The 22,232-nt window shown below is 60.8% G+C and carries 23 protein-coding genes; 11 read left to right on the top strand and 12 right to left on the bottom strand.

Annotation, left to right across the window (positions count from 1 at the left end; translation table 11 throughout):
* Positions 1 to 132 precede the first annotated feature (132 nt).
* The gene (locus KCG88_RS09150) at positions 133 to 468 is read left to right on the top strand and encodes a DUF2025 family protein (protein WP_047288588.1); all 336 of its coding nucleotides are present in this window, start codon (positions 133 to 135) and stop codon (positions 466 to 468) included.
* A 55-nt stretch (positions 469 to 523) separates the two neighbouring features.
* On the opposite strand, the gene KCG88_RS09145 is transcribed toward KCG88_RS09150, so the two are convergent.
* Both KCG88_RS09145 and KCG88_RS09140 read right to left on the bottom strand, forming a co-directional pair.
* Positions 524 to 847, bottom strand: coding sequence for an antibiotic biosynthesis monooxygenase (locus tag KCG88_RS09145; RefSeq protein ID WP_047288587.1), 324 nt, complete (start codon positions 845 to 847; stop codon positions 524 to 526).
* Complete coding sequence (locus tag KCG88_RS09140; protein ID WP_210712260.1) at positions 844 to 1,563, bottom strand: CTP synthase; 720 nt, start codon at positions 1,561 to 1,563, stop codon at positions 844 to 846. The genes KCG88_RS09145 and KCG88_RS09140 overlap by 4 nt, the downstream gene beginning before the upstream one ends.
* An 88-nt stretch (positions 1,564 to 1,651) precedes the next feature.
* Between KCG88_RS09140 and KCG88_RS09135 the strand changes: the two genes are divergently transcribed.
* Positions 1,652 to 2,530: a LysR family transcriptional regulator gene (locus tag KCG88_RS09135; protein WP_047288584.1), complete on the top strand. Its 879-nt coding sequence runs from the start codon at positions 1,652 to 1,654 to the stop codon at positions 2,528 to 2,530.
* A 5-nt stretch (positions 2,531 to 2,535) separates the two neighbouring features.
* Here KCG88_RS09135 and KCG88_RS09130 read toward each other — a convergent pair whose 3' ends face one another.
* The 4 genes from KCG88_RS09130 to KCG88_RS09115 all read right to left on the bottom strand — a co-directional run bounded on the left by KCG88_RS09130 (position 2,536) and on the right by KCG88_RS09115 (position 6,703).
* Positions 2,536 to 3,075 (bottom strand): DUF1003 domain-containing protein, encoded by a 540-nt coding sequence (locus tag KCG88_RS09130; protein WP_210712259.1) that lies wholly within the window; start codon positions 3,073 to 3,075, stop codon positions 2,536 to 2,538.
* 88 nt (positions 3,076 to 3,163) lie between these two features.
* On the bottom strand, positions 3,164 to 4,483 hold the full coding sequence (locus KCG88_RS31115; RefSeq protein ID WP_047288580.1) for a PAS domain-containing methyl-accepting chemotaxis protein: 1,320 nt from the start codon (positions 4,481 to 4,483) through the stop codon (positions 3,164 to 3,166).
* A gap of 357 nt (positions 4,484 to 4,840) precedes the next feature.
* Positions 4,841 to 5,911 carry a diguanylate cyclase gene (locus KCG88_RS09120; protein WP_210712258.1) on the bottom strand — a complete coding sequence of 357 codons (1,071 nt, stop codon included), beginning with the start codon at positions 5,909 to 5,911 and terminating at the stop codon, positions 4,841 to 4,843.
* A 183-nt stretch (positions 5,912 to 6,094) separates the two neighbouring features.
* Positions 6,095 to 6,703, bottom strand: coding sequence for a TetR/AcrR family transcriptional regulator (locus KCG88_RS09115; RefSeq protein WP_047288576.1), 609 nt, complete (start codon positions 6,701 to 6,703; stop codon positions 6,095 to 6,097).
* A gap of 203 nt (positions 6,704 to 6,906) precedes the next feature.
* Between KCG88_RS09115 and KCG88_RS09110 the strand changes: the two genes are divergently transcribed.
* Positions 6,907 to 7,965: an MBL fold metallo-hydrolase gene (locus KCG88_RS09110; RefSeq protein WP_210712257.1), complete on the top strand. Its 1,059-nt coding sequence runs from the start codon at positions 6,907 to 6,909 to the stop codon at positions 7,963 to 7,965.
* Between the two features lie 168 nt (positions 7,966 to 8,133).
* Here KCG88_RS09110 and KCG88_RS09105 read toward each other — a convergent pair whose 3' ends face one another.
* On the bottom strand, positions 8,134 to 8,451 hold the full coding sequence (locus tag KCG88_RS09105) for an XRE family transcriptional regulator (RefSeq protein ID WP_026020019.1): 318 nt from the start codon (positions 8,449 to 8,451) through the stop codon (positions 8,134 to 8,136).
* A 106-nt stretch (positions 8,452 to 8,557) separates the two neighbouring features.
* Positions 8,558 to 9,349 (bottom strand): helix-turn-helix transcriptional regulator, encoded by a 792-nt coding sequence (locus KCG88_RS09100; protein ID WP_210712256.1) that lies wholly within the window; start codon positions 9,347 to 9,349, stop codon positions 8,558 to 8,560.
* A gap of 113 nt (positions 9,350 to 9,462) precedes the next feature.
* On the opposite strand from KCG88_RS09100, the gene KCG88_RS09095 reads away from it, so the two are divergent.
* Together KCG88_RS09095 and KCG88_RS09090 are read left to right on the top strand one after the other, a co-directional pair.
* Complete coding sequence (locus KCG88_RS09095; protein ID WP_047288569.1) at positions 9,463 to 10,278, top strand: sulfite exporter TauE/SafE family protein; 816 nt, start codon at positions 9,463 to 9,465, stop codon at positions 10,276 to 10,278.
* 121 nt (positions 10,279 to 10,399) lie between these two features.
* Positions 10,400 to 11,599: a hypothetical protein gene (locus KCG88_RS09090; protein WP_047288566.1), complete on the top strand. Its 1,200-nt coding sequence runs from the start codon at positions 10,400 to 10,402 to the stop codon at positions 11,597 to 11,599.
* A gap of 12 nt (positions 11,600 to 11,611) precedes the next feature.
* Here the strand turns inward: KCG88_RS09090 and KCG88_RS09085 are convergent, their stop codons facing one another.
* From KCG88_RS09085 to KCG88_RS09075, 3 genes are all read right to left on the bottom strand, one after another.
* Positions 11,612 to 12,592, bottom strand: coding sequence for a hypothetical protein (locus KCG88_RS09085; RefSeq protein WP_210712255.1), 981 nt, complete (start codon positions 12,590 to 12,592; stop codon positions 11,612 to 11,614).
* Between the two features lie 156 nt (positions 12,593 to 12,748).
* Positions 12,749 to 13,996: a ribonucleotide-diphosphate reductase subunit beta gene (locus KCG88_RS09080; protein ID WP_011062780.1), complete on the bottom strand. Its 1,248-nt coding sequence runs from the start codon at positions 13,994 to 13,996 to the stop codon at positions 12,749 to 12,751.
* A 750-nt stretch (positions 13,997 to 14,746) separates the two neighbouring features.
* Entirely contained in the window at positions 14,747 to 15,010 is a 264-nt protein-coding gene (locus KCG88_RS09075) for a DUF2790 domain-containing protein (protein ID WP_011062779.1), read from the bottom strand.
* Between the two features lie 411 nt (positions 15,011 to 15,421).
* Between KCG88_RS09075 and acs the strand changes: the two genes are divergently transcribed.
* Complete coding sequence (gene acs / locus KCG88_RS09070; RefSeq protein ID WP_047288562.1) at positions 15,422 to 17,377, top strand: acetate--CoA ligase; 1,956 nt, start codon at positions 15,422 to 15,424, stop codon at positions 17,375 to 17,377.
* 253 nt (positions 17,378 to 17,630) lie between these two features.
* Here acs and KCG88_RS09065 read toward each other — a convergent pair whose 3' ends face one another.
* Positions 17,631 to 17,846, bottom strand: coding sequence for a hypothetical protein (locus tag KCG88_RS09065; RefSeq protein ID WP_144417778.1), 216 nt, complete (start codon positions 17,844 to 17,846; stop codon positions 17,631 to 17,633).
* Positions 17,847 to 17,981: 135 nt separating this feature from the next.
* On the opposite strand from KCG88_RS09065, the gene KCG88_RS09060 reads away from it, so the two are divergent.
* The 5 genes from KCG88_RS09060 (at position 17,982) to KCG88_RS09040 (ending at position 22,137) form a co-directional block, all read left to right on the top strand.
* Complete coding sequence (locus KCG88_RS09060) at positions 17,982 to 18,758, top strand: ABC transporter substrate-binding protein (RefSeq protein ID WP_011062777.1); 777 nt, start codon at positions 17,982 to 17,984, stop codon at positions 18,756 to 18,758.
* A 92-nt stretch (positions 18,759 to 18,850) separates the two neighbouring features.
* On the top strand, positions 18,851 to 19,540 hold the full coding sequence (locus KCG88_RS09055; RefSeq protein WP_011062776.1) for an ABC transporter permease: 690 nt from the start codon (positions 18,851 to 18,853) through the stop codon (positions 19,538 to 19,540).
* Positions 19,537 to 20,235, top strand: coding sequence for an ABC transporter permease (locus KCG88_RS09050; RefSeq protein WP_011062775.1), 699 nt, complete (start codon positions 19,537 to 19,539; stop codon positions 20,233 to 20,235). The genes KCG88_RS09055 and KCG88_RS09050 overlap by 4 nt, the downstream gene beginning before the upstream one ends.
* Before the next feature lies 1 nt (position 20,236).
* Complete coding sequence (locus KCG88_RS09045) at positions 20,237 to 21,349, top strand: succinylglutamate desuccinylase/aspartoacylase family protein (protein WP_210712254.1); 1,113 nt, start codon at positions 20,237 to 20,239, stop codon at positions 21,347 to 21,349.
* Between the two features lie 23 nt (positions 21,350 to 21,372).
* On the top strand, positions 21,373 to 22,137 hold the full coding sequence (locus tag KCG88_RS09040; RefSeq protein ID WP_011062773.1) for an ATP-binding cassette domain-containing protein: 765 nt from the start codon (positions 21,373 to 21,375) through the stop codon (positions 22,135 to 22,137).
* Positions 22,138 to 22,232 lie beyond the last annotated feature (95 nt).

Here is a 22,232-nt window from a genome sequence, read left to right as displayed (position 1 = left end):
TTTCCGCTGCTTTGCAGTACTCTTGGGCGCTGCAGTTTCCCCATCAGAGGGAAGCCCTGAAAACTCCGCTGTCCCTTGCCTCGCGTGTAGACCATTGATCACCTGTCCTGCGGGACTCTAGTGAGGTTTACCATGAGCATCACCTCCGAACTCATCTGTCAGGCTGCCGACCAGCTCAAGGGCTTTGTCGGCTTCAATCGCAAGACCGGTCGCTATATCGTGCGCTTCAGCGAAGACTCCTTTGGCATGGACGTGGCCGACGACGCCATAGTGCCGGCCCACGAGTTTGTCTGGGCGCCGGTGTCGGACCAGGCCATGAGCCTCAAGCGCGAGCAGATCCAGTTGCTGCTGGATCAGAACATCGACGACCGGATCAATATCAGTGAGCCGCTGCGGGTATACATGCGTCGCAGCGACTTGCCGGAAATACAGGCGGTGCGCAGCCTGCTGCCGACCGCCCGGGGCTGATGCGTGTCCCCGAGCCGTCGCCCGGACGGCTCGGGAATCCTTGCCTGAAGCGGGCTCAGCCTGGAAAGCCGTAGGCCCGATGGACCTTGCTTACCCGGGTGCTGAACTGGCGATACCACTGTGCCCGACCGCGCTCGCGGATCGCGCTGTGTTCGGGGTGCTGCTTCCAGGCCAGGATCGCCGCTTCGCTGCTCCAGTACGACACGGTAATGCCGAAGCCGTCCTCACCTCGTGCCGATTCGACCCCGAGAAACCCCGGCTGCTGGCGCGCCAGTTCGAGCATGCGTTCGGCTGCCTGTTCATAGGCGGGGTCGGCTTCACCGAGCTGGGAACTGAAAATCACGGCGTAGTAGGGTGGTGCGGGAGTTCGTTCAGTCATGCTTGGCGCTCCCGGCAGGCCGCGAGCAAGGCGCTGACCAGCGGCGGTGTGCGGTCCTGGAGTGCCGCGCGCTCGGGCTGGAACAGGGTGGCGACGAAGAACGGATGCTCGTCCAGTTCCACGCTGCGCAGGTCGCCGGCGCTGTCATGGCCGGTGGGGCGCAAGGTGCCGCTGAGCAGGGCGCCGGCGAAGTCCGGATTGACGCCATAGCGGCAGCGATAACCTTCCTCGATGCAGGTGGTGCCGTAGGCCCTGGCGATGCGGCTGTTGGCGCGCAACTGAATCGAGTCCCGGGCTTCCACCAGGGCGCAACTCAAGGGCGTGAGCAGTACGTGCTCGGCGTCGGGCGCGGTTTCGCCGTGTTCAGCATCGGCCCAGCCCAGCACATTGCGGGCGTATTCCAGGACCGCGTGCTGGAAGCCGCCACAGGTACCGAGAAATGGCCGCTGCTGTTCACGCGCCACGCGGATCGCCAGCAGCGCACCTGCGATGTTGCGGTAGGGGCTGGCGGGGACGCACCAGATACCGTGGAAGCCCTCCAGGTCTTTCTCCTGGTGCAGATCGGCGGTCGCCAGCCACCGGTATTCCACTGGGCCTGCACCCTCCTGCGCTGCCCGCTCCAGGGCCAGGGGGATGGCCTGGTGCGCGGTGATCTGTGGGTCGTAATCCCCCACCAGGGCGATACGGATGGTCGGTGCTGGTACTTGTGGATGCATGGAACTCTCCGGTTGTGACCCTGACTTGTCGATGGCCTGGGCCCACTATAAATTGGCGCCTACGCAATCAATATTGGCGTTTGCCCAAATGCTCATTGCACCAACGCACTATCAGTTGGACTATCCCGATCTCTCGTTGATCCTGGCTTTGGTTCGCGGAGGATCCCTGGCGCGTGCTGCAGCCCTGCTCAAGGTCGATGTCTCGACGGTATTTCGCGCCGTGCGCCGGCTGGAGGCCGGGCTGGGCCAGCAGTTGTTCGACAAGAGCCGCGCCGGCTACTTGCCCACCAGCCTGGCCCAGGCCCTGGCGCAGCAGGCCGAACAAGCGGAACAGGCTCTGGAAGCGGCACGTATCGGCGTGGCCCGGGGCGGCGAAGTGGTCAGCGGCACGGTACGCCTGACTTGCACCGATTCGGTGTTGCAAGGCCTGTTGCTGCCGGCCCTGGCGCAGTTCATGGCGAACTATCCGGCACTGGTCATCGAGCTGTGCACGTCCAATGATTTCGCCAATCTCAACCGGCGTGATGCGGATATTGCCGTGCGCCTGACCGCGAGGCCTCCAGAGCACCTGGTGGGGCGCTGCCTGGGGGCGGTGTCCTACCGGGTATGCGCCAGCCCGGCCTATCGGCAACGGGTCGACTGCACTGATCTGTCGCGTCTGGCCTGGATCGCCCCGGACGACTTCCTGCCCGATCACCCCACCGTGGTCTGGCGTCGTCAGCAATGGCCCGGCGTACAGCCCAGTTACCGCTGCAACAGCATGCTTTCGGTTACCGAACTGGTGCGCGCTGGCCTGGGCGTGGCCGCGCTGCCGGATTTCCTGGTGGGCAGCGCCGGGCTGGAAGCGTTGAGTGGGCCTCTGGGCCAGGAAACCGCCCTCTGGCTGCTGACCCGCCCGGACTGTCGGGCCTTGCGTTCGGTGGTGACGCTGTTCGACGAGTTGGCGCGGCACCTGCGCTGGCCCTGAGGCCTTCAGGCCTTGGGTTGATCCTTGCGCACGAAATGCTCATGCATCTCGCTGGTGAGATTCTCGATGCGCTCGGTCAGTTGCTTGGTCATTTCGGTCAGGCGGGTGTTCTGCTCCAGCAGCTCCATCAATTGCGTGGTGGTCTGTGCGGCCTGGGCCTGGCGCTCGCTGTTGGCAACGGCCAGGGCTTCGCGGTGCTGCGCATCGGCATCCGCCTGGGCCTTGTCCCGCGCGGCCTGGCGAGTCTGGGCGAGGAGAATCAGCGGGGCGGCATAGGCCGATTGCAGGCTGAAGGCCAGGTTCAGCAGGATGAAGGGGTAGACGTCGAAGTGAGTGACGCCGGTCAGGTTCAGGGCCACCCAGACCAGTACCACCAGGGTTTGTGCGCCGAGGAAGGTCGGGGTGCCGAAGAACCGGGCGAAGGCTTCGGCCTTCAAGGCGAAACTGTCGGTTCCGAAGGTCGGCGCCAGGTGGGCATGGGCGCGATGAAAGCGCAGATGGTCGATGACCGGGGTGTTTTTTTTCGGGGTGTCGCTGGAACTCATGATGGCCTCCGCCAGGCACTGGGACGTCAGGCCACTATAACCTCCCAGGCCAGGCCCGACGTCGCTCTGGACGCCGGGAAGCCAGCCCTCAGGGCGTACCGCGTTCGTTGGCGAACATGCTCACGGCCTCTACCGCCTCGCTGGCACCGTCGCGAATCTGCAGGATCACCGTGCCCGCCTGATTGGCCAGTTGCACGCCCTTGGCCGCTCGCTCCCGGGTTCCGTCCATGCTCTTGATGGCTTGCTGCGTTTCGTTCTGGATCATGTCGATCATGCTGGAGATTTCCGCCGTCGAGCCGCTGGTGCGCGCCGCCAACTGGCGGACCTCATCGGCCACCACGGCAAAACCACGGCCCTGGTCCCCGGCCCGGGCCGCTTCGATGGCGGCGTTCAGAGCCAGCAGGTTGGTCTGGTCGGCAATGGCGCGGATGGTGTTGACGATGGCGGTGATCTGCTCGGAGCGCTCGCCCAGGCGCGCGATCAGCGATGAAGACCCCTCGATGTTCTCGGCAATCTGGCGCATTTCGCTGGCCGCTTGCTGGATCACTCCGGTGCCTTGTTCGGCGACTTTACGGGTCTGCACCGAGATGTGATAAGCCTGGCTCGCGCTCTGGGCATCCTGTTCGTGTTTTTCCACCTGCTGGGTGACGTCCGCGGCGTACTTGACCACTTTGCACAGGCGCCCGCTGGCGTCGTAGACCGGGTTGTAGTTGGCTTCCAGCCACAGCGTACGTCCGTGCCTGTCGATCCGCTCGAACTGACCGTTGAAGAACTCACCCCGGTTCAGGCGGTTCCAGAAGTCCTGGTAGGCGCTGCTGTTGATCAGCTCGGGCTTGCAGAACATGCGGTGATGCTTGCCCTTGATCTCGGCCAGGCTGTAGCCCATGCGGCTGAGGAAATTGCTGTTGGCACCGATGATGCTGCCGTCGAGGTTGAATTCGATCACCGCCATGGCCCGGTCGATGGCGTCCAGCTTGTTTCGCGCCTCCACCTGTTCCTGCACTCGGGCGGTGACATCCAGGGCGTACTTGACCACTTTGTACACTGCGCCGGATGCGTCGCGGATGGGGTTGTAGCTGGCCTCCAGCCACAGGCTCTGGCCGTTGCTGGCCACCCGTTCGAAGGTGCCGGATTCGAATTGGCCGCTTCTGAGGCGGCTCCACAATTGCTGGTAGTCGCTGCTGCGAACGTACTCTGGGGTGCAGAACAGGCGGTGTGGCTGGCCTATCACCTGGTCTTCGCGATAGCCCAGGGTCTGGAGAAAGTTGGCGTTGGCTCGCAGGACATTGCCCTGCAGGTCGAATTCGATCACCGCCATGGAGCGGTCGATGGCTTCCAGCAGTCGGGATTGTTCGGCAATGGTTTGCTGCAGGGAATCGATGGTCTTGTTGTGGCGGTTGAATAGCATGGTAGCTGGTGCTCTGTGGGAGAAACGTCGCGTCGATCCCTATTGAGTTCGCCGGTATGCCGAATGCTCCCCAGCGTTCGACATTATCTGCTCAATGCCAGCGTTCCATGACTGACAGATAAATTCGCAGCGATGGCGCGGGCGACGTTGCGGGCGTACGTCGTTGGCCGCATCAAGAGGAGACGTAGTGGCTGCGAATCGATTTAGTTGGATTGATGGACTACGGCATTTGTCCCCGAATGGAGGTCGTGTGCAGTAGCGAAGTGACGGCATTATGATGGCAATTGCCGGGATAAATCCAAATAAACTTGTACAAAAATGTTTTTTACTCCCTTTTTGTATAAGTTTTTTGGGTTTTTATGCCATTTGTGTTTGCCGGGAATGAGCCTCGTCATCATTGCTGGCAATCCGATTGCGGCCACTGTTTTTCGCCAGGTACAGGGCCTTGTCGGCGGCGTTGAGCCAACTTGAAGGGTCCTGGAATTCGCGGTCGAAGGCGGCCAGGCCGATGCTCAGGCTGACTTTCAGCTCGGCCACTTGCGGATGCCGGTACTGGCTGAAGACCTGGCGCAGGCGTTCCATGACCTCCAGTGCCTGCTGGCGGTCCATGCGCGGCAGGATCACGCAGAACTCGTCACCGCCGTAGCGACCGGCAAGATCGTCGTGACGCAGGTTGCGCCGCAGTTCGTTGCTCAGATGGCGCAGCACCGTATCGCCGATGATGTGTCCGTAAGTGTCATTGATCGCCTTGAAGTGGTCGATGTCGATCAGGGCGATGCTGGCATCGATCTGTTGCTGCTGGCATTTGTGGAACTTGATATGCAGCAGGTCTTTCCAGGAGCCGTGGTTGAGCAGACCGGTGAGGCTGTCGGTGCGGCTCAGGGCGCTCAGGGCGCGTTTGTGCTCGGACAGCTTGATCGCCAGCCGGTAGCAGACCATGCCCACGGCCAGCGGATAGAGCGTGAGCATCGGCAGGCAGGCATAGATTTGCAGCGGGCTGATCCGGGTATTGAAGCCGGCGCCGAACAGCGACCAGGACAACAGGACCCCGGCGCCCTGGGCCAGAGCGCCACGGATGAACAGACGCAAACCGCCTGCGGCCACATTGTTCATGGCCATCATCGACAGGATGGTGACGGCGGGCAGGGGATTGAACTGCATGGTGGCAGCCCAGAAACCGCCCAGCATCGAGTCGTACTGCAGGTTGCGACGTTCTGCCTGGTAGGGAAAGGCAGAACGGGTGGAGAGTTGATAGGCCAGGTGAGGCCAGAGCAGGCCGTGGAACAAAAGCAGGGCCCAGATCCAACCGGGCAGTGCAAGGGGGTAGAGGGTGGCGAATACACTGATACCGCCGATACCCAGGCCGATGATCCTTGGCCGATAGATGCGCCGGGCAAATGACAACCCCTTGCCGCGTTGGTTTTCCATAAATTCCTGCACCAGGTTCTGTACTGAAACACCTTGTGGTGTTTTTTCGGTTTAGCCGTTTATCGGATCAGTCTGGTGAATATTGTCATTTATTCCAGTGAGAATAATCAGTGTCCTTCGAAGCCATTTCACAGTGGTGGCGACCGCCGGCTGCGGTTCGGCGGGCACAGATGCCTCGGGAATTCAGGCCTGGTATTGGCCCAGGAACATGTCCAGCGCCGACTCGACGACCTGGTTTTGCATGCCTGTTGCCAGTGGCGCCTGGCCCATGGTGATCTGTGGCCAGAAGGCGAAGCTCTTGAGCAGGCCGTGCATCTGGGTCGCGGCGAATTCCGGGTCTACCGGCTTGAGGCGACCGTCGGCCAGGGCGCCGCGAATCCACAGGGTCAGGCCTTCTTCCCGTTCGCCAAGCCGCGCCACCATGTTCTGCGCCCGTTCCGGCGAGTGAATGGCCGCGGCGATGGCCACCCGGGCCAGATCGAGAAAGTTGTCGTCCGCCAGCAGCTGCAGCTTGGCCCGCAGGAGCTTTTCCAATTGCTCGCGCAGGGGCAGGTCGCTGCGATAGGTGATTTCCGATTGCGCGCTGATGCTGGCCCAGAGCTGGTGCAGGATCTCGGCGAACAGTTCCTCTTTGCTGGGGAAGTGGTTGTACACCGTGCGCTTGGACACCCCAGCCGTAGCGGCAATCTTGTCCATGCTGGTGATCTCGAAACCGCTGGTGCGGAATTCACTGATCGCCGCCTGGACGATGGCACTGCGTTTGAGGTCGGTGAGGCGCTTCGGGGCTGTCATAAGTCGGGTTCGGTCAGGGTGGTCGGTAAAAACACTCGGCAGTCTACTTCGTCTGTTTCCTGTTGCAATGTAGAAACTACACTGTGTAGTGTAGTTCGTCTTCGAAACGATGATTGGCGGCTGATGCTTGTGTGCCTTGGCCAGTAGATCGTCCCGCAACACCACGTCGCAACCTTGCTGCGTTCCATGGAGTCATTTCAATCATGGCCACTGTCTCGTCCAGCGTCACCCGTGCTCCCCGCCAGGAAACCTCGCGCCAGGAGCAGGGGGCTTTTCGCAACCATGCGCCGGTGCGCCGTGCCGGCTTCGGCAAGACCCTGCAGATCTTCTGGAACATGTTGTTCCACAAGCCGCGCAATACCCGCCCGGCCGGAGCCATTCCGGTGCAGCCGCTGACCCGCGTGCAGTTGCTGGCGGCGCCCGATCACAGCGTCTACCGCCTGGGGCATTCCACCGTGCTGCTGAAGATGCGCGGCAAGTTCTGGATCACCGATCCGGTGTTTGCCGAGCGCGCGTCACCCGTGCAATGGGCCGGGCCGAAGCGCTTTCACCAGCCGCCCATCAGCCTGGAGCAATTGCCCGATATCGAGGCGGTGATCCTGTCTCATGATCATTACGATCACCTTGATCACAAGACCGTGCTGGTCCTGGCGGACAAGACCCGGAATTTCCTCACTCCGCTGGGCGTGGGCGATACCTTGATCAAGTGGGGCGTGCCGGCGGCCAAGGTCCGGCAACTGGATTGGTGGCAGGGCTTTGAGGTCGCTGGCGTGCGTTTCGTTGCCACCCCATCGCAGCACTTTTCCGGGCGTGGTCTGTTCGATGGCAACCGGACCTTGTGGGCCTCCTGGGTGATGATCGATGGCCCTACGCGGATCTTCTTCAGTGGCGATACCGGCTATTTCGACGGTTTCAAGCGCATCGGCCAGCAGTACGGCCCCTTCGACCTGACACTGATGGAAACCGGGGCCTACAACGTCGAATGGCCCCATGTGCACATGCAGCCCGAGCAGACTCTGCAGGCCCACATCGACCTGCAAGGTCGTTGGCTGCTACCGATCCACAACGGCACCTTCGACCTGGCGATGCACGCTTGGCACGAACCCTTCGACCGCATCCTGGCCCTGGCCTGGGAGCGCAGCACCAACATCACCACGCCGCAGATGGGCGAGGCCTTCAACCTGGCGCAACCGCAGCGGGGAGCCGCCTGGTGGCTGGAGGTGGAAGGTGCACTGGAGCAGGCGGGCGTCGAATCCGCCTGACCCAGGCCTTCTTTGCCCGGGCGGCGGGTCATGAGGAGGGTGACCATGACATCCGCAGTTTGCGGCGCCATGAGACCCGGATCAAAACCCTGGCCTGCCCGCCGGTTCGTCCGGGCTCGGCCCCTCTGTCAGTGCCGGCCTTGTGCGAGCACCTGCTCAGGGGCTGGATCATTCGATCAGGGCGTAGTCGGGCCGCTCCATCGGGTTGGGAGTGGCTCCTTTGATGTTCATGCCGCGGCCCGGGGTGAAACCCGGGAAGAACACCAGGCCCTGGGCCTCGAGGCAGAACGCCAGGGCCAGGCGGGTCACGTCACGGACCTCGTAGCCTGCTTCGAAGCGCTGGATGGCTTGCACCGAGACCGCGGACTCGCGGGACAGTTGATCCATGTCCCAGCCCAGCATGTCCCGGGCCTGGGCACAGTGTTGCGGGGTGAATTGATAGAGAGCGATACGTTCCAGGGTGATTTTCATCGCGAGAGAGGCCATGGTTTTCTCCGGGAGGTTAGGCAGTGCGTTGGCTTTGTACTGGATATTTGTACAGTTGTTTTGCGTCCGGATCAAACTCAATTTCTGCCACTGCGCCAGCCTTTGGTCACAAGGTTTTTCCAGGGGCTGGATGCTCTTGATTCAGGTAGGTGCTGGGGGATTGCCCCAGCACCCGGCGGAACATGGTGGAGAACGCGCCAGGGCTGTCATAGCCCAGGTCCAGGGCGATTCGGGTTACCGGCTCCGCGGCCGCCAGCCGGGCCAGGGCCTGGATCACGCAGGCCCGTTGCCGCCATTGCACGAAGCTCATATCGGTCTCCTGGCGAAACCAGCGATTGAAGGTACGCAGGCTGACATGCAGTCGGTCTGCCCAATGCAGGGGGGATTGATGGACATCGGGCCGGGCGAGAAAAGCCCGGCACAGCTCCAGCAGTGGGCCGCCGGCCGGCAACGGAATGTGCAGCGGCAGGCCGGGACAACGCTGGATTTCGTGCAGCAGCAGGTTGATCAGCAGCCCGTCGCGTCCGTCCAGGTCGTATTCCAGGGGCATGTCCACTGCTTCAAGCAGTAGCTGGCGCAGCAGTGGCGAGATGCCGATGACCCGGCAGCCGCTGCTGTCCAGCGGCGCCGCGGACGGCTCGATATACAGGCTGCGAGTGCTGACCCCAAGCATCAGCACCTCATGTTCCACCCTCGGTGGAATCCACACCGCCCGCTGTGGTGGCACCACCCAGTTGCCCTGATCGGTACTGACCTGCATCACTCCGGTGGCGCCATACAGCAGTTGCGCCCGCCGATGCCGATGGCGTGGCAGGCGTTGCCCGTCCGGGTAGTCCGTACCGATGGCGAGCACGGGACGCGGGGTCTGATCCAGTTGGTCGATGGAGATATTGCGCATGCCGATACCGTCCGTATTTGGCGTAAACGCAAATATTATTGGCCAACTTACTGAAGCCGGCCAAGTGCGGGGGCTCTATCTTCCAGGGCGTCTATCTGAATGGAAACGCCTTGATGTTCTATCTACTGTTGGCACTTTTTGGTTGCATGACGGGCATCAGCGCCGTGCTGTTCGGCTTTGGTGGCGGGTTTGTGGTGGTGCCGCTGCTGTACTGGATGCTGCTCGCCAGCCAGGGCGCCGATTCGGCGGTGGGGCAGGCGGCGATGCATGTCGCGGTAGCCACTTCGACCTGTGTGATGATCGTCAACGCCCTGGTTGCCACCGGCAGGCACCAGCGCGCAGGCAATCTTGTCCGTCGCTATCTGTGGCCCCTGGGGGGCTATATCGGGTTGGGGGCGATAGTGGGCGCGGCTGGGGCCATGTGGGTGAGTGGCGAGGTGATCCGCTATGCCTTTATTGCCTACCTGGGCCTGACCATTGCCGACTGCCTACTGCGCCGGGGGTTTCTTGAACAGTCGGTAGGGCAGAAAACCCGTGACCTGGGGACAGGCGAAACGCTCTTTGGCGGTGTAGGAATAGGCGTCATTGCTACCTTCCTCGGAGTGGGTGGCAGTGTCATGACCGTTCCCCTGCTACGTCGCTGCGGCCTGAGCATGACCCAGGCTACCTCCATGGCCAATCCGCTGAGTGTCCCCGTGGCGCTGGCGGGTACTGCGACCTATATGGCGCTGGCAGGCTACAGCCGCTTCGATCTGGGCCCCTGGTTTGTCGGTTATGTCGACCTGCTGGCGTTTTTTCTCCTCACCCTGGGTTCGTTGCTCGGTATTCGTCTGGCCACGCCCTGGATCGGCAGGATCCCTGACCGGGTACATGCGAGGGTTTACATCGGTCTGTTGTTTCTGGTGCTGCTGAGCATGTGCCTGAAGTGATAGAACCATCACGCTTGACTGCTCGATTGTCCTGGGGCGCCGGTCCATAATTGCTCGTCGCTTACCACAGGCCCAGGCGCTGCTGACGACGCTGGCGGCCTTTTCATGCAAGGGAGTTTCCATGTTCAACGGACTGATGCGCCAGATCCTCGGTGCCCTGTTGCTTTGTATCTACCTTCAGGGCCTGCAGGCCTCGCCCTCTCGACAGGTCCTCAGCGGCACTCTGGGCAAGATGCCGATTGTGCTGGAAATCAATACTGGCGATCCCAAGGACGTCACAGGGCGATATTTCTATCAGAAGTATCACCATGATCTGGCGCTCAACGGCACGCTTGTCGGGCAGGCGCTGGAGCTGCGGGAAGGAGGAGGCCGCCCTGACGATGAGCAGGCGGCCCTGCCCATCTTCAAGTTGCAGCAAACTGCCGATGGCTGGCAGGGGCAGTGGCAGGACTCCAAGGGCAAGACCCTGGATGTGCAATTGTCCGCGGCCAAGGCTGAGGCACCCAAGCCGGATACGTTGCCCTATCTGGCGCAGCTTTATCCGAATGACCTGTACGAATACTTGCGCCTGCAGGGCCTGGCCCTCAAGCAGGGCAAGCAGCAGAGCTTCATGGGTTACACCCTGCAATGGTGGAGCGAGCCAGGGTCGAAGCTGTCGATGTTCAAGGTGGTCGGTGGTTACCCGGAAGCTCAGCAACAGCGTCTCAATCAGTTGTTGATGGAGCGTCTATGGCGTGAGGTGAGTGCCTACCACGAGTGCCTGCTGGGAGCCGGCTCCCAGGGGGGCGAATTCATGCAGACGGTAAAACCACAGTTCTTCTCACCGGCGGTACTGAGCGTGAATATCTCCACCAGCTATTCCTGCGGCGGTGCTCACCCGGACTTTGGCGACTCTCCGATGAATATCGACGTGAACAGCGGCCACCCGTTGTCACTGTCCGATGTGCTCTGGGTGGGGCAGGGCAAACCGCTGTTGCACAGCGACCGCAATGGCAAAGGAGACACTCGTCTCACTGAAGCTGAGCGCACAGGCCTCTACGAATACAACCAGGAAAAACTGGCACCCTGGCTGGTCCAGCAGTTTCGCGCCTTGTACCCCGACAAGATGCGCGAGCCGACCGACCCCGACGAGGGCTGCAACTACAGCGATGAGAGCGTCTGGGGCGATAACAGTTGGTACTTCACTCCCAAGGGACTGTTCCTCAAGGCCTACTTTCCTCGGGTAGCGCGGGCCTGTGATGGACCTGAGTGGGCGGTGCTGCCGTATGCGTTGGTCAGGAAGCACCCCGGGGCCGTCGCTCTGGAGCTGCCCAAGCGTTGAAACCGAAGGAGGTTATTTTGCCTCCAGTCCCGGCGCCTCGCGGATCACGAAGTGATCCAGGTTCTCGATATTGGCGCTGAAGACCCCGAAGGTCGATTCGGGGTCTTTCTTGCTCGGCACTTGCTTGAGTGCCGGTGTCACGCCATAGAAGAAACAGTACAGCTCCCGCTGGCTGTCGGCGGCGCCCTTGATCTCCTCGAGGAAGGCTTTGCGCTTGCGGTAGCTGTCGATCAGCTTCTTGCTCAGGTAGACATTGACCGAGTAGGGCTTCTTCCTGGTTTCGCCGTCGGCCTTGAACCAGACTTTCTGCTCGAAATCGATGCGAAAGCTTTGGGTGTAGTCCTTGATCTCCTTGATCTTGCCCCAGTAGATAAGCCCCTTGTTGTCCAGCAGGTACTCGATCTTCTTGAAGAACGAGGCGTAGCTGGCCGTGTGTTCGCCGACCTTCAGCGGCATGCGCTTGAGCAGTTCCTTGTCGTCGATGTTCGACACAAAGCATTCCACCGGGTGGGCGAAGATGCTGGTCTTGTCCGGGGTAGTGTCGCGCCCGGCATGGGGCTTATGCGAACTGGCCGTAGCGGCTGGCGGAGTGTCCCGTGGGGCATCCACTGCCGCTTGCGGGCTGGCCGGCTTGCGCACGTATTCACGGCGGCTTAAGAGCAGCTCCGAGGGGAAATGCTCCTCGCGTACCTCTTCGGTCGCGGTGCCTTCCACGCTACCGGCGCTTTTGCTGACCCCATAAGGGCATCCCTCTATATGAAGCGTGGCGGGCAGGTTCTTGAAATGCGGCGTGCGGATGTAGTTGACGTTCTTGGCGTTGAAAGTGCCCAGTTGATTAGTGCTATCGAACGCTGCGCGGCATTCATCGTTGGGGCACTGGAAACTTTCCCTGGCCGAATCGAAGACCAGGGTTTCATCGAAATTCAGATCCCGCACGTCATAGATCGACAACTTGTCGTCCAGGCTGATGCAGTACGCGGTATCGAATTTCATGGGCGCTTTGATCCTTAAGCGAAAGAGGGTTCTTTATAGCGGCAGGTCATGCAGCCTGCACGTACTTTGATGAGCCCGTCCCTGTGTACATTGGTGCGGCCAATAAAAAAGCCCTGACCAGGTCAGGGCTTCTTGTTTGTGTCATTGATCCGGGAATCAATCCCAGCTCAAGGCGCCGCCAGTCTGATACTCGATCACGCGGGTCTCGAAGAAGTTCTTCTCTTTCTTCAAGTCCATGATCTCGCTCATCCATGGGAACGGGTTGGTGGTACCTGGGTACTCTTCCTTCAGGCCGATCTGCGACAGGCGACGGTTGGCGATGAACTTGAGGTAGTCCTCCATCATCGCGGCGTTCATGCCCAGTACACCGCGCGGCATGGTGTCGCGAGCGTATTCGATTTCCAGTTGGGTGCCCTGGAGGATCATCTGGGTGGCTTCTTCCTTCATCTCGGCATCCCACAGGTGCGGGTTTTCGATCTTGATCTGGTTGATCACGTCGATGCCGAAGTTCAGGTGCATGGATTCGTCGCGCAGGATGTACTGGAACTGCTCGGCGACACCGGTCATTTTGTTGCGACGGCCCATGGACAGGATCTGGGTGAAGCCGCAGTAGAAGAAGATGCCTTCCAGAACGCAGTAGTAGGCGATCAGGTTGCGCAGCAGTTCCTTGTCGGTGTCGACGGTGCCGGTTTCGAACTTCGGATCGGAGATCGAACGGGTGTACTTCAGGCCCCAGGCGGCTTTCTTCGCGACCGATGGAATCTCGTGGTACATGTTGAAGATCTCGCCTTCATCCATGGCCAGCGATTCGATGCAGTACTGGTAGGCGTGGGTGTGGATCGCCTCTTCGAACGCCTGGCGCAGGATGTACTGGCGGCATTCCGGGTTGGTGATCAGGCGGTACACGGCCAGTACCAGGTTGTTGGCAACCAGGGAGTCGGCGGTGGAGAAGAAGCCCAGGTTGCGCATGACGATGCGGCGTTCGTCGTCGGTCAGGCCTTCCGGGTTTTTCCACAGGGCGATGTCGGCGGTCATGTTGACCTCTTGCGGCATCCAGTGGTTGGCGCAGCCGTCGAGGTACTTCTGCCAGGCCCAGTCATACTTGAATGGCACCAGCTGGTTGAGGTCGGCGCGGCAGTTGATCATGCGCTTTTCGTCAACCGCGACACGGGCAGAAGAGCCTTCCAGCTCGGCCAGGCCTTCGGCGATGTCGAGTTGATCCAGAGACGCCTTGGCGCGGGCTACGGCAGCGGAGTCGCTGGCGGTCACGGCACGGGCTTCGAGGGCGGCGGCGCCGCCGGCGCTGTCGAGGCGGTCCATGTTGGCTTCAGTGGCGTGGCCGGCGTTGGCGCCTTTGACCGCAACTTCACCTTCTTCTTTGTCGAATTCGTCCCAGCTCAGCATGACGTGTCGTCTCCTGCTCGAGGGCCAGATGCCCGTGTGAAAACAAAAGGGGTGGTTTTTCACACGGCACGCTGGCCGCGTTAAATCATTGGAAATCGTTTGTTGCAGCAGTGAACGCAGGCAATAAACAGAAATACGTGTCCGGGTGCCTGGTGACCGCTGTCGGGCGGAGCTTGGTGTGCCAGCTCCTGCGCAGGATTCAGCAGGTCGTTTTCATCCGGTAAGGGAATGTTGCAGGCCCGTTTTGAGGACGCATTATAAGGATATTTTCGGGGGTGTGGGGCGACCGATGGGCGCAGGCGAGCCCGAGAAGGGGGGGGACTTGGGGCAGAGTGCGGGTTTACAAGGCTTTGGCGGTTGAAGATTTTTTTTCACGCTTGAAAAAAACAGCCGCAAATGGCCAAAAAATAGCCAGTTTTACTAGATGTTGTGTTTTTGCAAGCATTTTTCAGGTTTTGAACACAACTCGAATTGCTCGATTTTGCCTTGGGAAATCTCCTGGGGCAGGTCTTCAGGGGGTGGCCGGATTTCCTCCGTCGACGCCATCGGTGGAGTTGCTCGCAAGATCGTGGGCGGTGCCATGAGGAGGCCGTCAAGCTCAGGAAGAAAAGTGCGTGCGATTGCCGGGGTCGCACGTCGTCAGGCTGAGGCCTTTTACTGCCCATGGGCGGGTAGTCATCAGGCATCTGTGCCGCAAGAGGGATTTCTTGCGGCCGGCAGTCATCAAGGTATGTGCAATGAACTTTGCTATTAGCCGTTAGAGCAACCGTTGCCCATTACGCGATATTGAAGAATATGCCGCTGGCCGTGGGAGTCTTCATATTCCATGCGCGCTGGTACAACTTCGCATACTTCTGGAACTTCGCTCATGGAGATAACTTTGGCGATATCCAGATCAGTCGAGTAAGTGTATTCCTCTACCGGTACTTGCTGGTTGGCGACATCAGTCGGGATCTCATCAGCCATCGCGGTTACGCACAGACTGCTGAGGGCCAGAACTAATAAAGCTTTCATTTGCGTTTTACCTTTCTAAGGTCGTGTGAGGTCACGCAGCCTTTATGGGGCTGCGTGTGGAACTTGAGTAGAAGTTTGATTAACTGCCTTCGTGGGGGCTGCAACTTGGTTAATCAGATTGCCTGTTGGGCGAGGCAGATTCTAGGCGCGGGGGGCGCAGTCATATAGGCGTACTTTTGATAAACACCTTTGACAGTTTTTGTAACAATCGCCGAAAAAGGGCTGTTTCGCGGCGGGCTGGAACTTTTTTGGATAGGGTGAATATCGCTGTAAGGCGCATTCTTGAAGGGCTCTGGCAAATGAAGGGGTATTTCGCAGGGGGTTGTTACTACCATCGTCGAATGGTTCTATAGACGCCCCCCGGCTACAACGGGGTCATACAAAAACAACTATGTCACCGAGGTAAGAAAGATGAGTGCGGCTTCTCTGTATCCCGTTCGTCCCGAGGTTTTGGCCAATACGCTGACTGACGAGGCGACCTACAAGGCCATGTACCAGCAGTCGGTCGTGAACCCGGACGGTTTCTGGCGCGAACAGGCCAAGCGTCTCGACTGGATCAAGCCTTTTACCACGGTGAAGCAGACCTCCTTCGACGATCACCATGTCGATATCAAGTGGTTCGCCGACGGCACCCTGAACGTTTCCTACAACTGCCTGGATCGCCATCTCGCCGAGCGCGGTGATCAGATCGCGATCATCTGGGAAGGCGACGATCCTTCTGAAAGCCGCAACATCACCTACCGCGAACTGCATGAAGAAGTCTGCAAGTTCGCCAACGCCCTGCGTGGCCAGGACGTGCACCGCGGCGACGTGGTGACTATCTATATGCCGATGATCCCGGAGGCGGTGGTGGCCATGCTGGCCTGTACCCGCATTGGCGCGATCCACTCGGTGGTGTTCGGCGGCTTCTCCCCTGAAGCCTTGGCTGGGCGCATCATCGACTGCCGTTCCAAGGTGGTGATCACCGCCGATGAAGGCATCCGCGCCGGCAAGAAAGTGCCGCTCAAGGCCAATGTCGACGATGCCCTGACCAACCCGGAAACCAGCAGCATTCAGAAGGTCATCGTGTGCAAGCGCACCGGTGGCAACATCAAGTGGAACCAGCACCGCGACATCTGGTACGAAGACTTGATGAAGGTCGCCGGCAGCGTCTGCGCGCCGAAAGAGATGGGCGCCGAAGAAGCGCTGTTCATCCTCTATACCTCCGGTTCCACCGGCAAGCCCAAGGGCGTGCAGCACACCACCGGCGGCTACCTGCTGTATGCGTCGCTGACCCATGAGCGGGTGTTCGACTACCGCCCGGGCGAGGTCTACTGGTGCACCGCCGACGTCGGCTGGGTCACCGGCCACACCTATATTGTCTATGGCCCGCTGGCCAACGGCGCCACCACCGTGCTGTTCGAGGGCGTGCCGAACTACCCGGATGTCACTCGGGTGGCGAAGATCGTCGACAAGCACAAGGTCAACATCCTCTACACCGCACCGACCGCAATCCGCGCCATGATGGCTTCGGGCACCGCTGCCTGCGAAGGCGCCGATGGCAGCAGCCTGCGCCTGCTGGGCTCGGTGGGCGAGCCGATCAACCCGGAAGCCTGGGACTGGTACTACAAGAACGTCGGCCAATCCCGTTGCCCGATCGTCGACACTTGGTGGCAGACCGAAACCGGCGCCACCCTCATGAGCCCGCTGCCGGGGGCGCATGCCTTGAAGCCGGGTTCCGCAGCGCGTCCGTTCTTCGGCGTGGTGCCGGCCCTGGTGGATAACCTGGGCAACATCATCGAGGGCGCGGCCGAGGGCAACCTGGTGATTCTCGACTCGTGGCCAGGCCAGGCACGGACCCTGTACCGCGACCACGATCGTTTCGTCGACACCTACTTCAAGACTTTCCGTGGCATGTACTTCACCGGTGACGGCGCCCGTCGCGACGAGGATGGCTACTACTGGATCACCGGTCGGGTGGACGACGTGCTCAACGTCTCCGGGCACCGCATGGGCACCGCCGAAATCGAAAGCGCCATGGTTGCGCACCCGAAGGTCGCCGAAGCGGCAGTGGTGGGTGTTCCTCACGACATCAAGGGGCAGGGCATCTACGTCTATGTGACCCTCAATGGGGGCGAAGAGCCGAGCGAAGCCCTGCGCCTGGAGCTGAAGAACTGGGTGCGCAAGGAAATCGGGCCGATCGCCTCGCCGGACGTCATCCAATGGGCGCCGGGCTTGCCGAAAACTCGTTCCGGGAAGATCATGCGGCGGATTCTGCGCAAGATCGCCACAGCGGAGTACGACGGTCTGGGTGATATCTCGACCCTGGCTGACCCGAGTGTGGTGCAACATCTGATCGATACCCACAAGACCATGAACGTCGCCTGAGTCGGTTTCCGAGTCGCCCAGCCCCGCCCGGCCCTTGCGCCGGGCGGGGCTTTTTTGTGTGGCGGTGATGGGCTGCAGAGCCCTCTGCGTGGCTGTTGCGGGTGCCGGCTTGCCGGCGAAGAGGGGGCAAATAAATATCGGATTTATCCATTCGGTGTACCCGAATGTTACCGCTACAGCCGAAGATGTAACCTGGCGCCCACTTTCGGGGCCATGGGAAACGCCGGGCCTCATTCCAGGGCCTTTTATACCCTTATAAAAAATAAGTCATCACGCTGCGCTTGCCGGAATAGAAGGCTTTGCCAATAATAGGCCCGCAATTTGCAGCATAGATCGGTTCCCCGCCTTTTGCTCTTGCATAGAATTGAAGAGCTGTCAATGCGCTGGCCAGGCATTCTCGATGCTTCTGTAATTTGTTGTCGCATTGAGGAAATATCGGCTTCCAGCCTGTCGTTAGAATGCCGGTCACTCGCTCGTCGTTGCCTGTGTGTGTGCCCCCTGCGGGCTACCCGGGCCGCAGCGCCGCTATTTGCTGTTTCACCCATTCGCATATTGGGCTGTCGCTCACTCTGCCGTTTTCGCCCTTTACCGATGGAGTTCTAAGATGAAGAAACTCGTGCTTCTTGGCGCCCTGGCACTGTCCGTGCTCTCCCTGCCGACTTTTGCCGATGAAAAGCCCCTGAAAATTGGTATCGAAGCGGCTTACCCTCCGTTTGCCTCCAAGGCGCCGGACGGCAGCATCGTCGGTTTCGACTACGACATCGGCAACGCCCTGTGCGAAGAAATGAAGGTCAAGTGCGTTTGGGTCGAGCAAGAGTTCGACGGCCTGATCCCTGCACTGAAAGTTCGCAAGATCGACGCCATCCTCTCCTCCATGTCGATCACCGACGATCGCAAGAAGTCCGTGGACTTCACCAACAAGTACTACAACACCCCTGCGCGCCTGGTGATGAAGGCCGGTACCCAGATCAGCGACGGCCTGGCCGAGCTCAAGGGCAAGAACATCGGCGTGCAGCGCGGTTCGATCCACGAGCGTTTCGCCCGTGAAGTGCTGGCTCCCCTGGGTGCGCAGATCAAGCCTTACGGCTCGCAGAACGAAATCTACCTGGATGTGGCCGCCGGTCGCCTCGACGGCACCGTGGCGGACGCTACCCTGTTGAATGACGGCTTCCTGAAAACCGACGCTGGCAAGGGCTTCGCCTTCGTCGGTCCGGCCTTTACCGACGTCAAATACTTCGGCGACGGTGTAGGGATCGCCGTGCGCAAGGGTGACAAGGCCGATCTGGACAAGATCAACGCCGCCATCGCTGCCATTCGTGAGAACGGCAAGTACAAGCAAATCCAGGACAAGTACTTCGACTTCGACATCTACGGCAAGTAAGACCGTCGAGTCAGTCAGTCCGAGATGGCGCAAGCAGCAGAATCTCTGAAGTTTGCGCCATTTTTTCATCCCAATTTTCGAGGACCTGAATCATGTTGAAAGGCTACGGGGCTGTCATCCTCGATGGCGCTTGGCTGACGCTTCAGCTCGCCTTGTCGTCCATGGCCCTGGCCATTGTTCTGGGTCTGATCGGGGTTGCGCTGCGCCTCTCACCGGTGCGCTGGCTGGCCTGGCTGGGCGATCTGTACTCCACGGTAATCCGCGGTATTCCCGACCTGGTGCTGATCCTGCTGATCTTCTACGGCGGCCAGGACCTGCTCAACCGAGTGGCGCCGCTGCTGGGTTATGACGATTACATCGACCTCAATCCGCTGGCGGCCGGTATCGGCACCCTGGGCTTCATCTTTGGTGCCTACCTCTCCGAAACCTTCCGTGGCGCCTTCATGGCGATACCCAAGGGGCAGGCGGAAGCCGGCATGGCCTACGGCATGAGCAGCTTCCAGGTGTTCTTCCGGGTGATGGTGCCGCAGATGATTCGCCTGGCGATTCCCGGCTTTACCAACAACTGGCTGGTACTGACCAAGGCGACCGCGCTGATTTCCGTGGTGGGCCTGCAAGACATGATGTTCAAGGCCAAGCAGGCGGCGGATGCCACTCGCGAGCCATTTACCTTCTTCCTTGCAGTGGCGGCGATGTACCTGGTGATCACCAGCGTCTCGTTGCTGGCACTGCGTTACCTTGAGAAGCGCTACTCGGTAGGCGTAAGGGCGGCTGATCTATGATCTTCGACTACAACGTCATCTATGAGGCCCTGCCACTGTACTTCGGCGGCCTGCTGACCACCCTGAAACTGTTGGCGCTGTCGCTGTTCTTCGGTTTGCTGGTGGCGCTGCCCCTGGGGCTGATGCGGGTATCCAAGCAGCCGCTGGTGAACATGACAGCCTGGCTCTACACCTATGTGATCCGCGGCACGCCGATGCTGGTGCAGCTGTTCCTGATCTACTACGGCCTGGCCCAGTTCGAAGCGGTGCGCGAGAGTTTCCTCTGGCCCTGGCTGTCCAGCGCGACTTTCTGCGCCTGCCTGGCCTTTGCCATCAACACCAGCGCCTACACCGCGGAAATCATTGCCGGCAGCCTCAAGGCCACGCCCAATGGCGAGATCGAGGCGGCCAAGGCCATGGGCATGTCGCGCTACAAGATGTACCGCCGCATTCTCTTGCCATCGGCTCTGCGCCGGGCGCTGCCGCAGTACAGCAACGAAGTGATCATGATGCTGCAGACCACCAGTCTGGCGTCCATCGTGACCCTGATCGACATCACCGGCGCGGCGCGGACGGTCAACGCGCAGTACTACCTGCCGTTCGAGGCCTACATCACCGCCGGCGTGTTCTACCTGTGCCTGACCTTTATCCTGGTGCGCCTGTTCAAGCTGGCCGAAGGCCGCTGGCTGCGCTACCTGGCGCCGCGGAAGCACTGATATGGAACGCATCGATCATCCATTGCCCTGGAGCCACCTGGGCAGCGAGCGGCATATCTCGGTGTTCCGTTTCGGCAGCGGCGAGCGCAAGGCCTATATCCAGGCCAGCCTGCATGCTGACGAGTTGCCGGGCATGCGCACTGCCTGGGAGCTCAAGAAGCGCCTTGGCGAACTGGAAGCCCAGGGGGCTCTCAATGGCGTCATCGAGCTGGTGCCGGTGGCTAACCCACTGGGCCTGGGCCAGTTGCTGCAAGGCAATCACCAGGGGCGTTTCGAGGCCGGCAGCGGCAAGAACTTCAACCGTGATTTCGTCGAGTTGAGCGAGCCGGTCGGCCAGCGCCTGCAAGGGCGCCTGGGGGATGATCCGCACGCCAATGTGCGCCTGATTCGCCAGGCCATGGCCGAGGTGCTGGCTGAGCTCCCACCGGCGTCCAGCCAGTTGCAGGGCATGCAGCGGGTGCTCCTGAGCCATGCCTGCAGCGCTGATGTGGTGCTGGACCTGCATTGCGATGCCGAGGCGGCGCTGCACATGTATGCATTGCCGCAGCATTGGCCGCAGTGGCGCTCCCTGGCCGCGCACCTGGATGTGAAGGTCGGCCTGCTGGCGGAAGATTCCGGTGGCAGTTCGTTCGACGAAGCCTGTTCGTTGCCCTGGTTGCGCCTGTCGCGGCAATTCCCTGAAGCGCAGATCCCCTTGGCTTGCCTGGCAACCACCCTTGAACTGGGCGGCCAGGCCGACACCGGGCGGCCTCAGGCCGAAGCGCACGCCGAAGGCATCCTGGCGTTTCTTGCCGAGCAGGGGTTGATTGCCGGTGACTGGCCGGCCCCTGGGCGCGAAGCCTGCGAGGCCATGCCTTTCGAAGGCACCCAACTGCTGTATGCGCCGCACCCCGGCGTGGTGAGCTTTCTGCGTCCGGCCGGTTGCTGGGTGGAGGCGGGCGAGCCGGTTTTTGAAGTGATTGATCCCTTATCCGATCGGGTCAGCACGGTGTGTGCTGGCACCAGCGGCGTGCTGTTCGCCGTTGAGCGGCTGCGTTATGCCCAACCCGGTTTCTGGCTGGCCAAGGTGGCGGGGCGCGAAGCGCTGCGTCACGGGCGCTTGCTCAACGACTGACTGTTTTTGTGAGAACCGACCGCATGTACAAACTTGAAGTCCAAGACCTGCATAAGCGCTATGGCAGTCACGAAGTGCTCAAGGGCGTGTCCCTGAAGGCCGCAGCTGGCGATGTGATCAGCATCATCGGCTCCAGTGGCTCGGGCAAGAGTACATTCCTGCGCTGCATCAACCTGCTGGAGCAGCCCCATGCGGGCAAGATCCTGCTGAATAACGAAGAGCTGAAGCTGGTAGCCAACAAGGACGGCGCCTTGAAGGCCGCCGATCCCAAGCAGCTGCAGCGCATGCGCTCGCGCCTGTCGATGGTGTTCCAGCATTTCAACCTGTGGTCGCACATGACCGCGATTGAAAACATCATGGAAGCGCCGGTGCATGTGCTGGGTGTGTCCAAGGCCGAGGCTCGCGAAAAAGCCGAGCACTACCTGGCCAAGGTCGGTGTGGCGCACCGCAAGGATGCCTATCCGGGGCACATGTCCGGTGGCGAGCAGCAACGGGTGGCGATTGCCCGCGCCCTGGCGATGGAGCCGGAAGTCATGCTGTTCGACGAGCCGACCTCGGCCCTGGACCCGGAACTGGTGGGTGACGTTCTGAAGGTCATGCAGGCCCTGGCCCAGGAAGGCCGGACCATGGTGGTGGTGACCCACGAAATGGGCTTTGCCCGTGAGGTGTCCAACCAGCTGGTGTTCTTGCACAAAGGTGTGGTGGAAGAGAGCGGCAACCCGCGTGAAGTGCTGGTGAACCCGCAATCAGAACGTTTGCAACAATTCCTCTCGGGCAGCCTCAAGTAATAGCTGCCGTTATGCACCAAATTAGGTCATGCTGCGCACCGCGCGCCAGATGGTCTAACTTGGTGCTGCCGCCCTTGGCTTCTCACCTTGTTTTC

This window comes from Pseudomonas sp. MWU349 (assembly GCF_017947325.1).
Lineage (GTDB): Bacteria > Pseudomonadota > Gammaproteobacteria > Pseudomonadales > Pseudomonadaceae > Aquipseudomonas > Aquipseudomonas protegens.
The sequence above is the reverse complement of the archived record's forward strand: the minus strand, read 5'-3'. Positions and strand labels throughout refer to the sequence as shown.

Bases quoted from the DNA above. Each gene is read 5' to 3' on its own strand.
- KCG88_RS09045 (WP_210712254.1), top strand. From the start codon at position 20,237: ATGGAACGCATCGATCATCCATTGCCCTGGAGCCACCTGGGCAGCGAG.
- KCG88_RS09110 (WP_210712257.1), top strand. From the start codon at position 6,907: ATGGCCACTGTCTCGTCCAGCGTCACCCGTGCTCCCCGCCAGGAAACC.
- KCG88_RS09050 (WP_011062775.1), top strand. From the start codon at position 19,537: ATGATCTTCGACTACAACGTCATCTATGAGGCCCTGCCACTGTACTTC.
- KCG88_RS31115 (WP_047288580.1), bottom strand. From the start codon at position 4,483: ATGCTATTCAACCGCCACAACAAGACCATCGATTCCCTGCAGCAAACC.
- KCG88_RS09090 (WP_047288566.1), top strand. From the start codon at position 10,400: ATGTTCAACGGACTGATGCGCCAGATCCTCGGTGCCCTGTTGCTTTGT.
- KCG88_RS09075 (WP_011062779.1), bottom strand. From the start codon at position 15,010: ATGAAAGCTTTATTAGTTCTGGCCCTCAGCAGTCTGTGCGTAACCGCG.
- KCG88_RS09140 (WP_210712260.1), bottom strand. From the start codon at position 1,563: ATGCATCCACAAGTACCAGCACCGACCATCCGTATCGCCCTGGTGGGG.
- KCG88_RS09130 (WP_210712259.1), bottom strand. From the start codon at position 3,075: ATGAGTTCCAGCGACACCCCGAAAAAAAACACCCCGGTCATCGACCAT.
- KCG88_RS09115 (WP_047288576.1), bottom strand. From the start codon at position 6,703: ATGACAGCCCCGAAGCGCCTCACCGACCTCAAACGCAGTGCCATCGTC.
- KCG88_RS09135 (WP_047288584.1), top strand. From the start codon at position 1,652: ATGCTCATTGCACCAACGCACTATCAGTTGGACTATCCCGATCTCTCG.
- KCG88_RS09145 (WP_047288587.1), bottom strand. From the start codon at position 847: ATGACTGAACGAACTCCCGCACCACCCTACTACGCCGTGATTTTCAGT.
- KCG88_RS09060 (WP_011062777.1), top strand. From the start codon at position 17,982: ATGAAGAAACTCGTGCTTCTTGGCGCCCTGGCACTGTCCGTGCTCTCC.
- KCG88_RS09120 (WP_210712258.1), bottom strand. From the start codon at position 5,911: ATGGAAAACCAACGCGGCAAGGGGTTGTCATTTGCCCGGCGCATCTAT.
- acs (WP_047288562.1), top strand. From the start codon at position 15,422: ATGAGTGCGGCTTCTCTGTATCCCGTTCGTCCCGAGGTTTTGGCCAAT.
- KCG88_RS09080 (WP_011062780.1), bottom strand. From the start codon at position 13,996: ATGCTGAGCTGGGACGAATTCGACAAAGAAGAAGGTGAAGTTGCGGTC.
- KCG88_RS09100 (WP_210712256.1), bottom strand. From the start codon at position 9,349: ATGCGCAATATCTCCATCGACCAACTGGATCAGACCCCGCGTCCCGTG.
- KCG88_RS09085 (WP_210712255.1), bottom strand. From the start codon at position 12,592: ATGAAATTCGATACCGCGTACTGCATCAGCCTGGACGACAAGTTGTCG.
- KCG88_RS09055 (WP_011062776.1), top strand. From the start codon at position 18,851: ATGTTGAAAGGCTACGGGGCTGTCATCCTCGATGGCGCTTGGCTGACG.
- KCG88_RS09040 (WP_011062773.1), top strand. From the start codon at position 21,373: ATGTACAAACTTGAAGTCCAAGACCTGCATAAGCGCTATGGCAGTCAC.
- KCG88_RS09150 (WP_047288588.1), top strand. From the start codon at position 133: ATGAGCATCACCTCCGAACTCATCTGTCAGGCTGCCGACCAGCTCAAG.
- KCG88_RS09105 (WP_026020019.1), bottom strand. From the start codon at position 8,451: ATGGCCTCTCTCGCGATGAAAATCACCCTGGAACGTATCGCTCTCTAT.
- KCG88_RS09095 (WP_047288569.1), top strand. From the start codon at position 9,463: ATGTTCTATCTACTGTTGGCACTTTTTGGTTGCATGACGGGCATCAGC.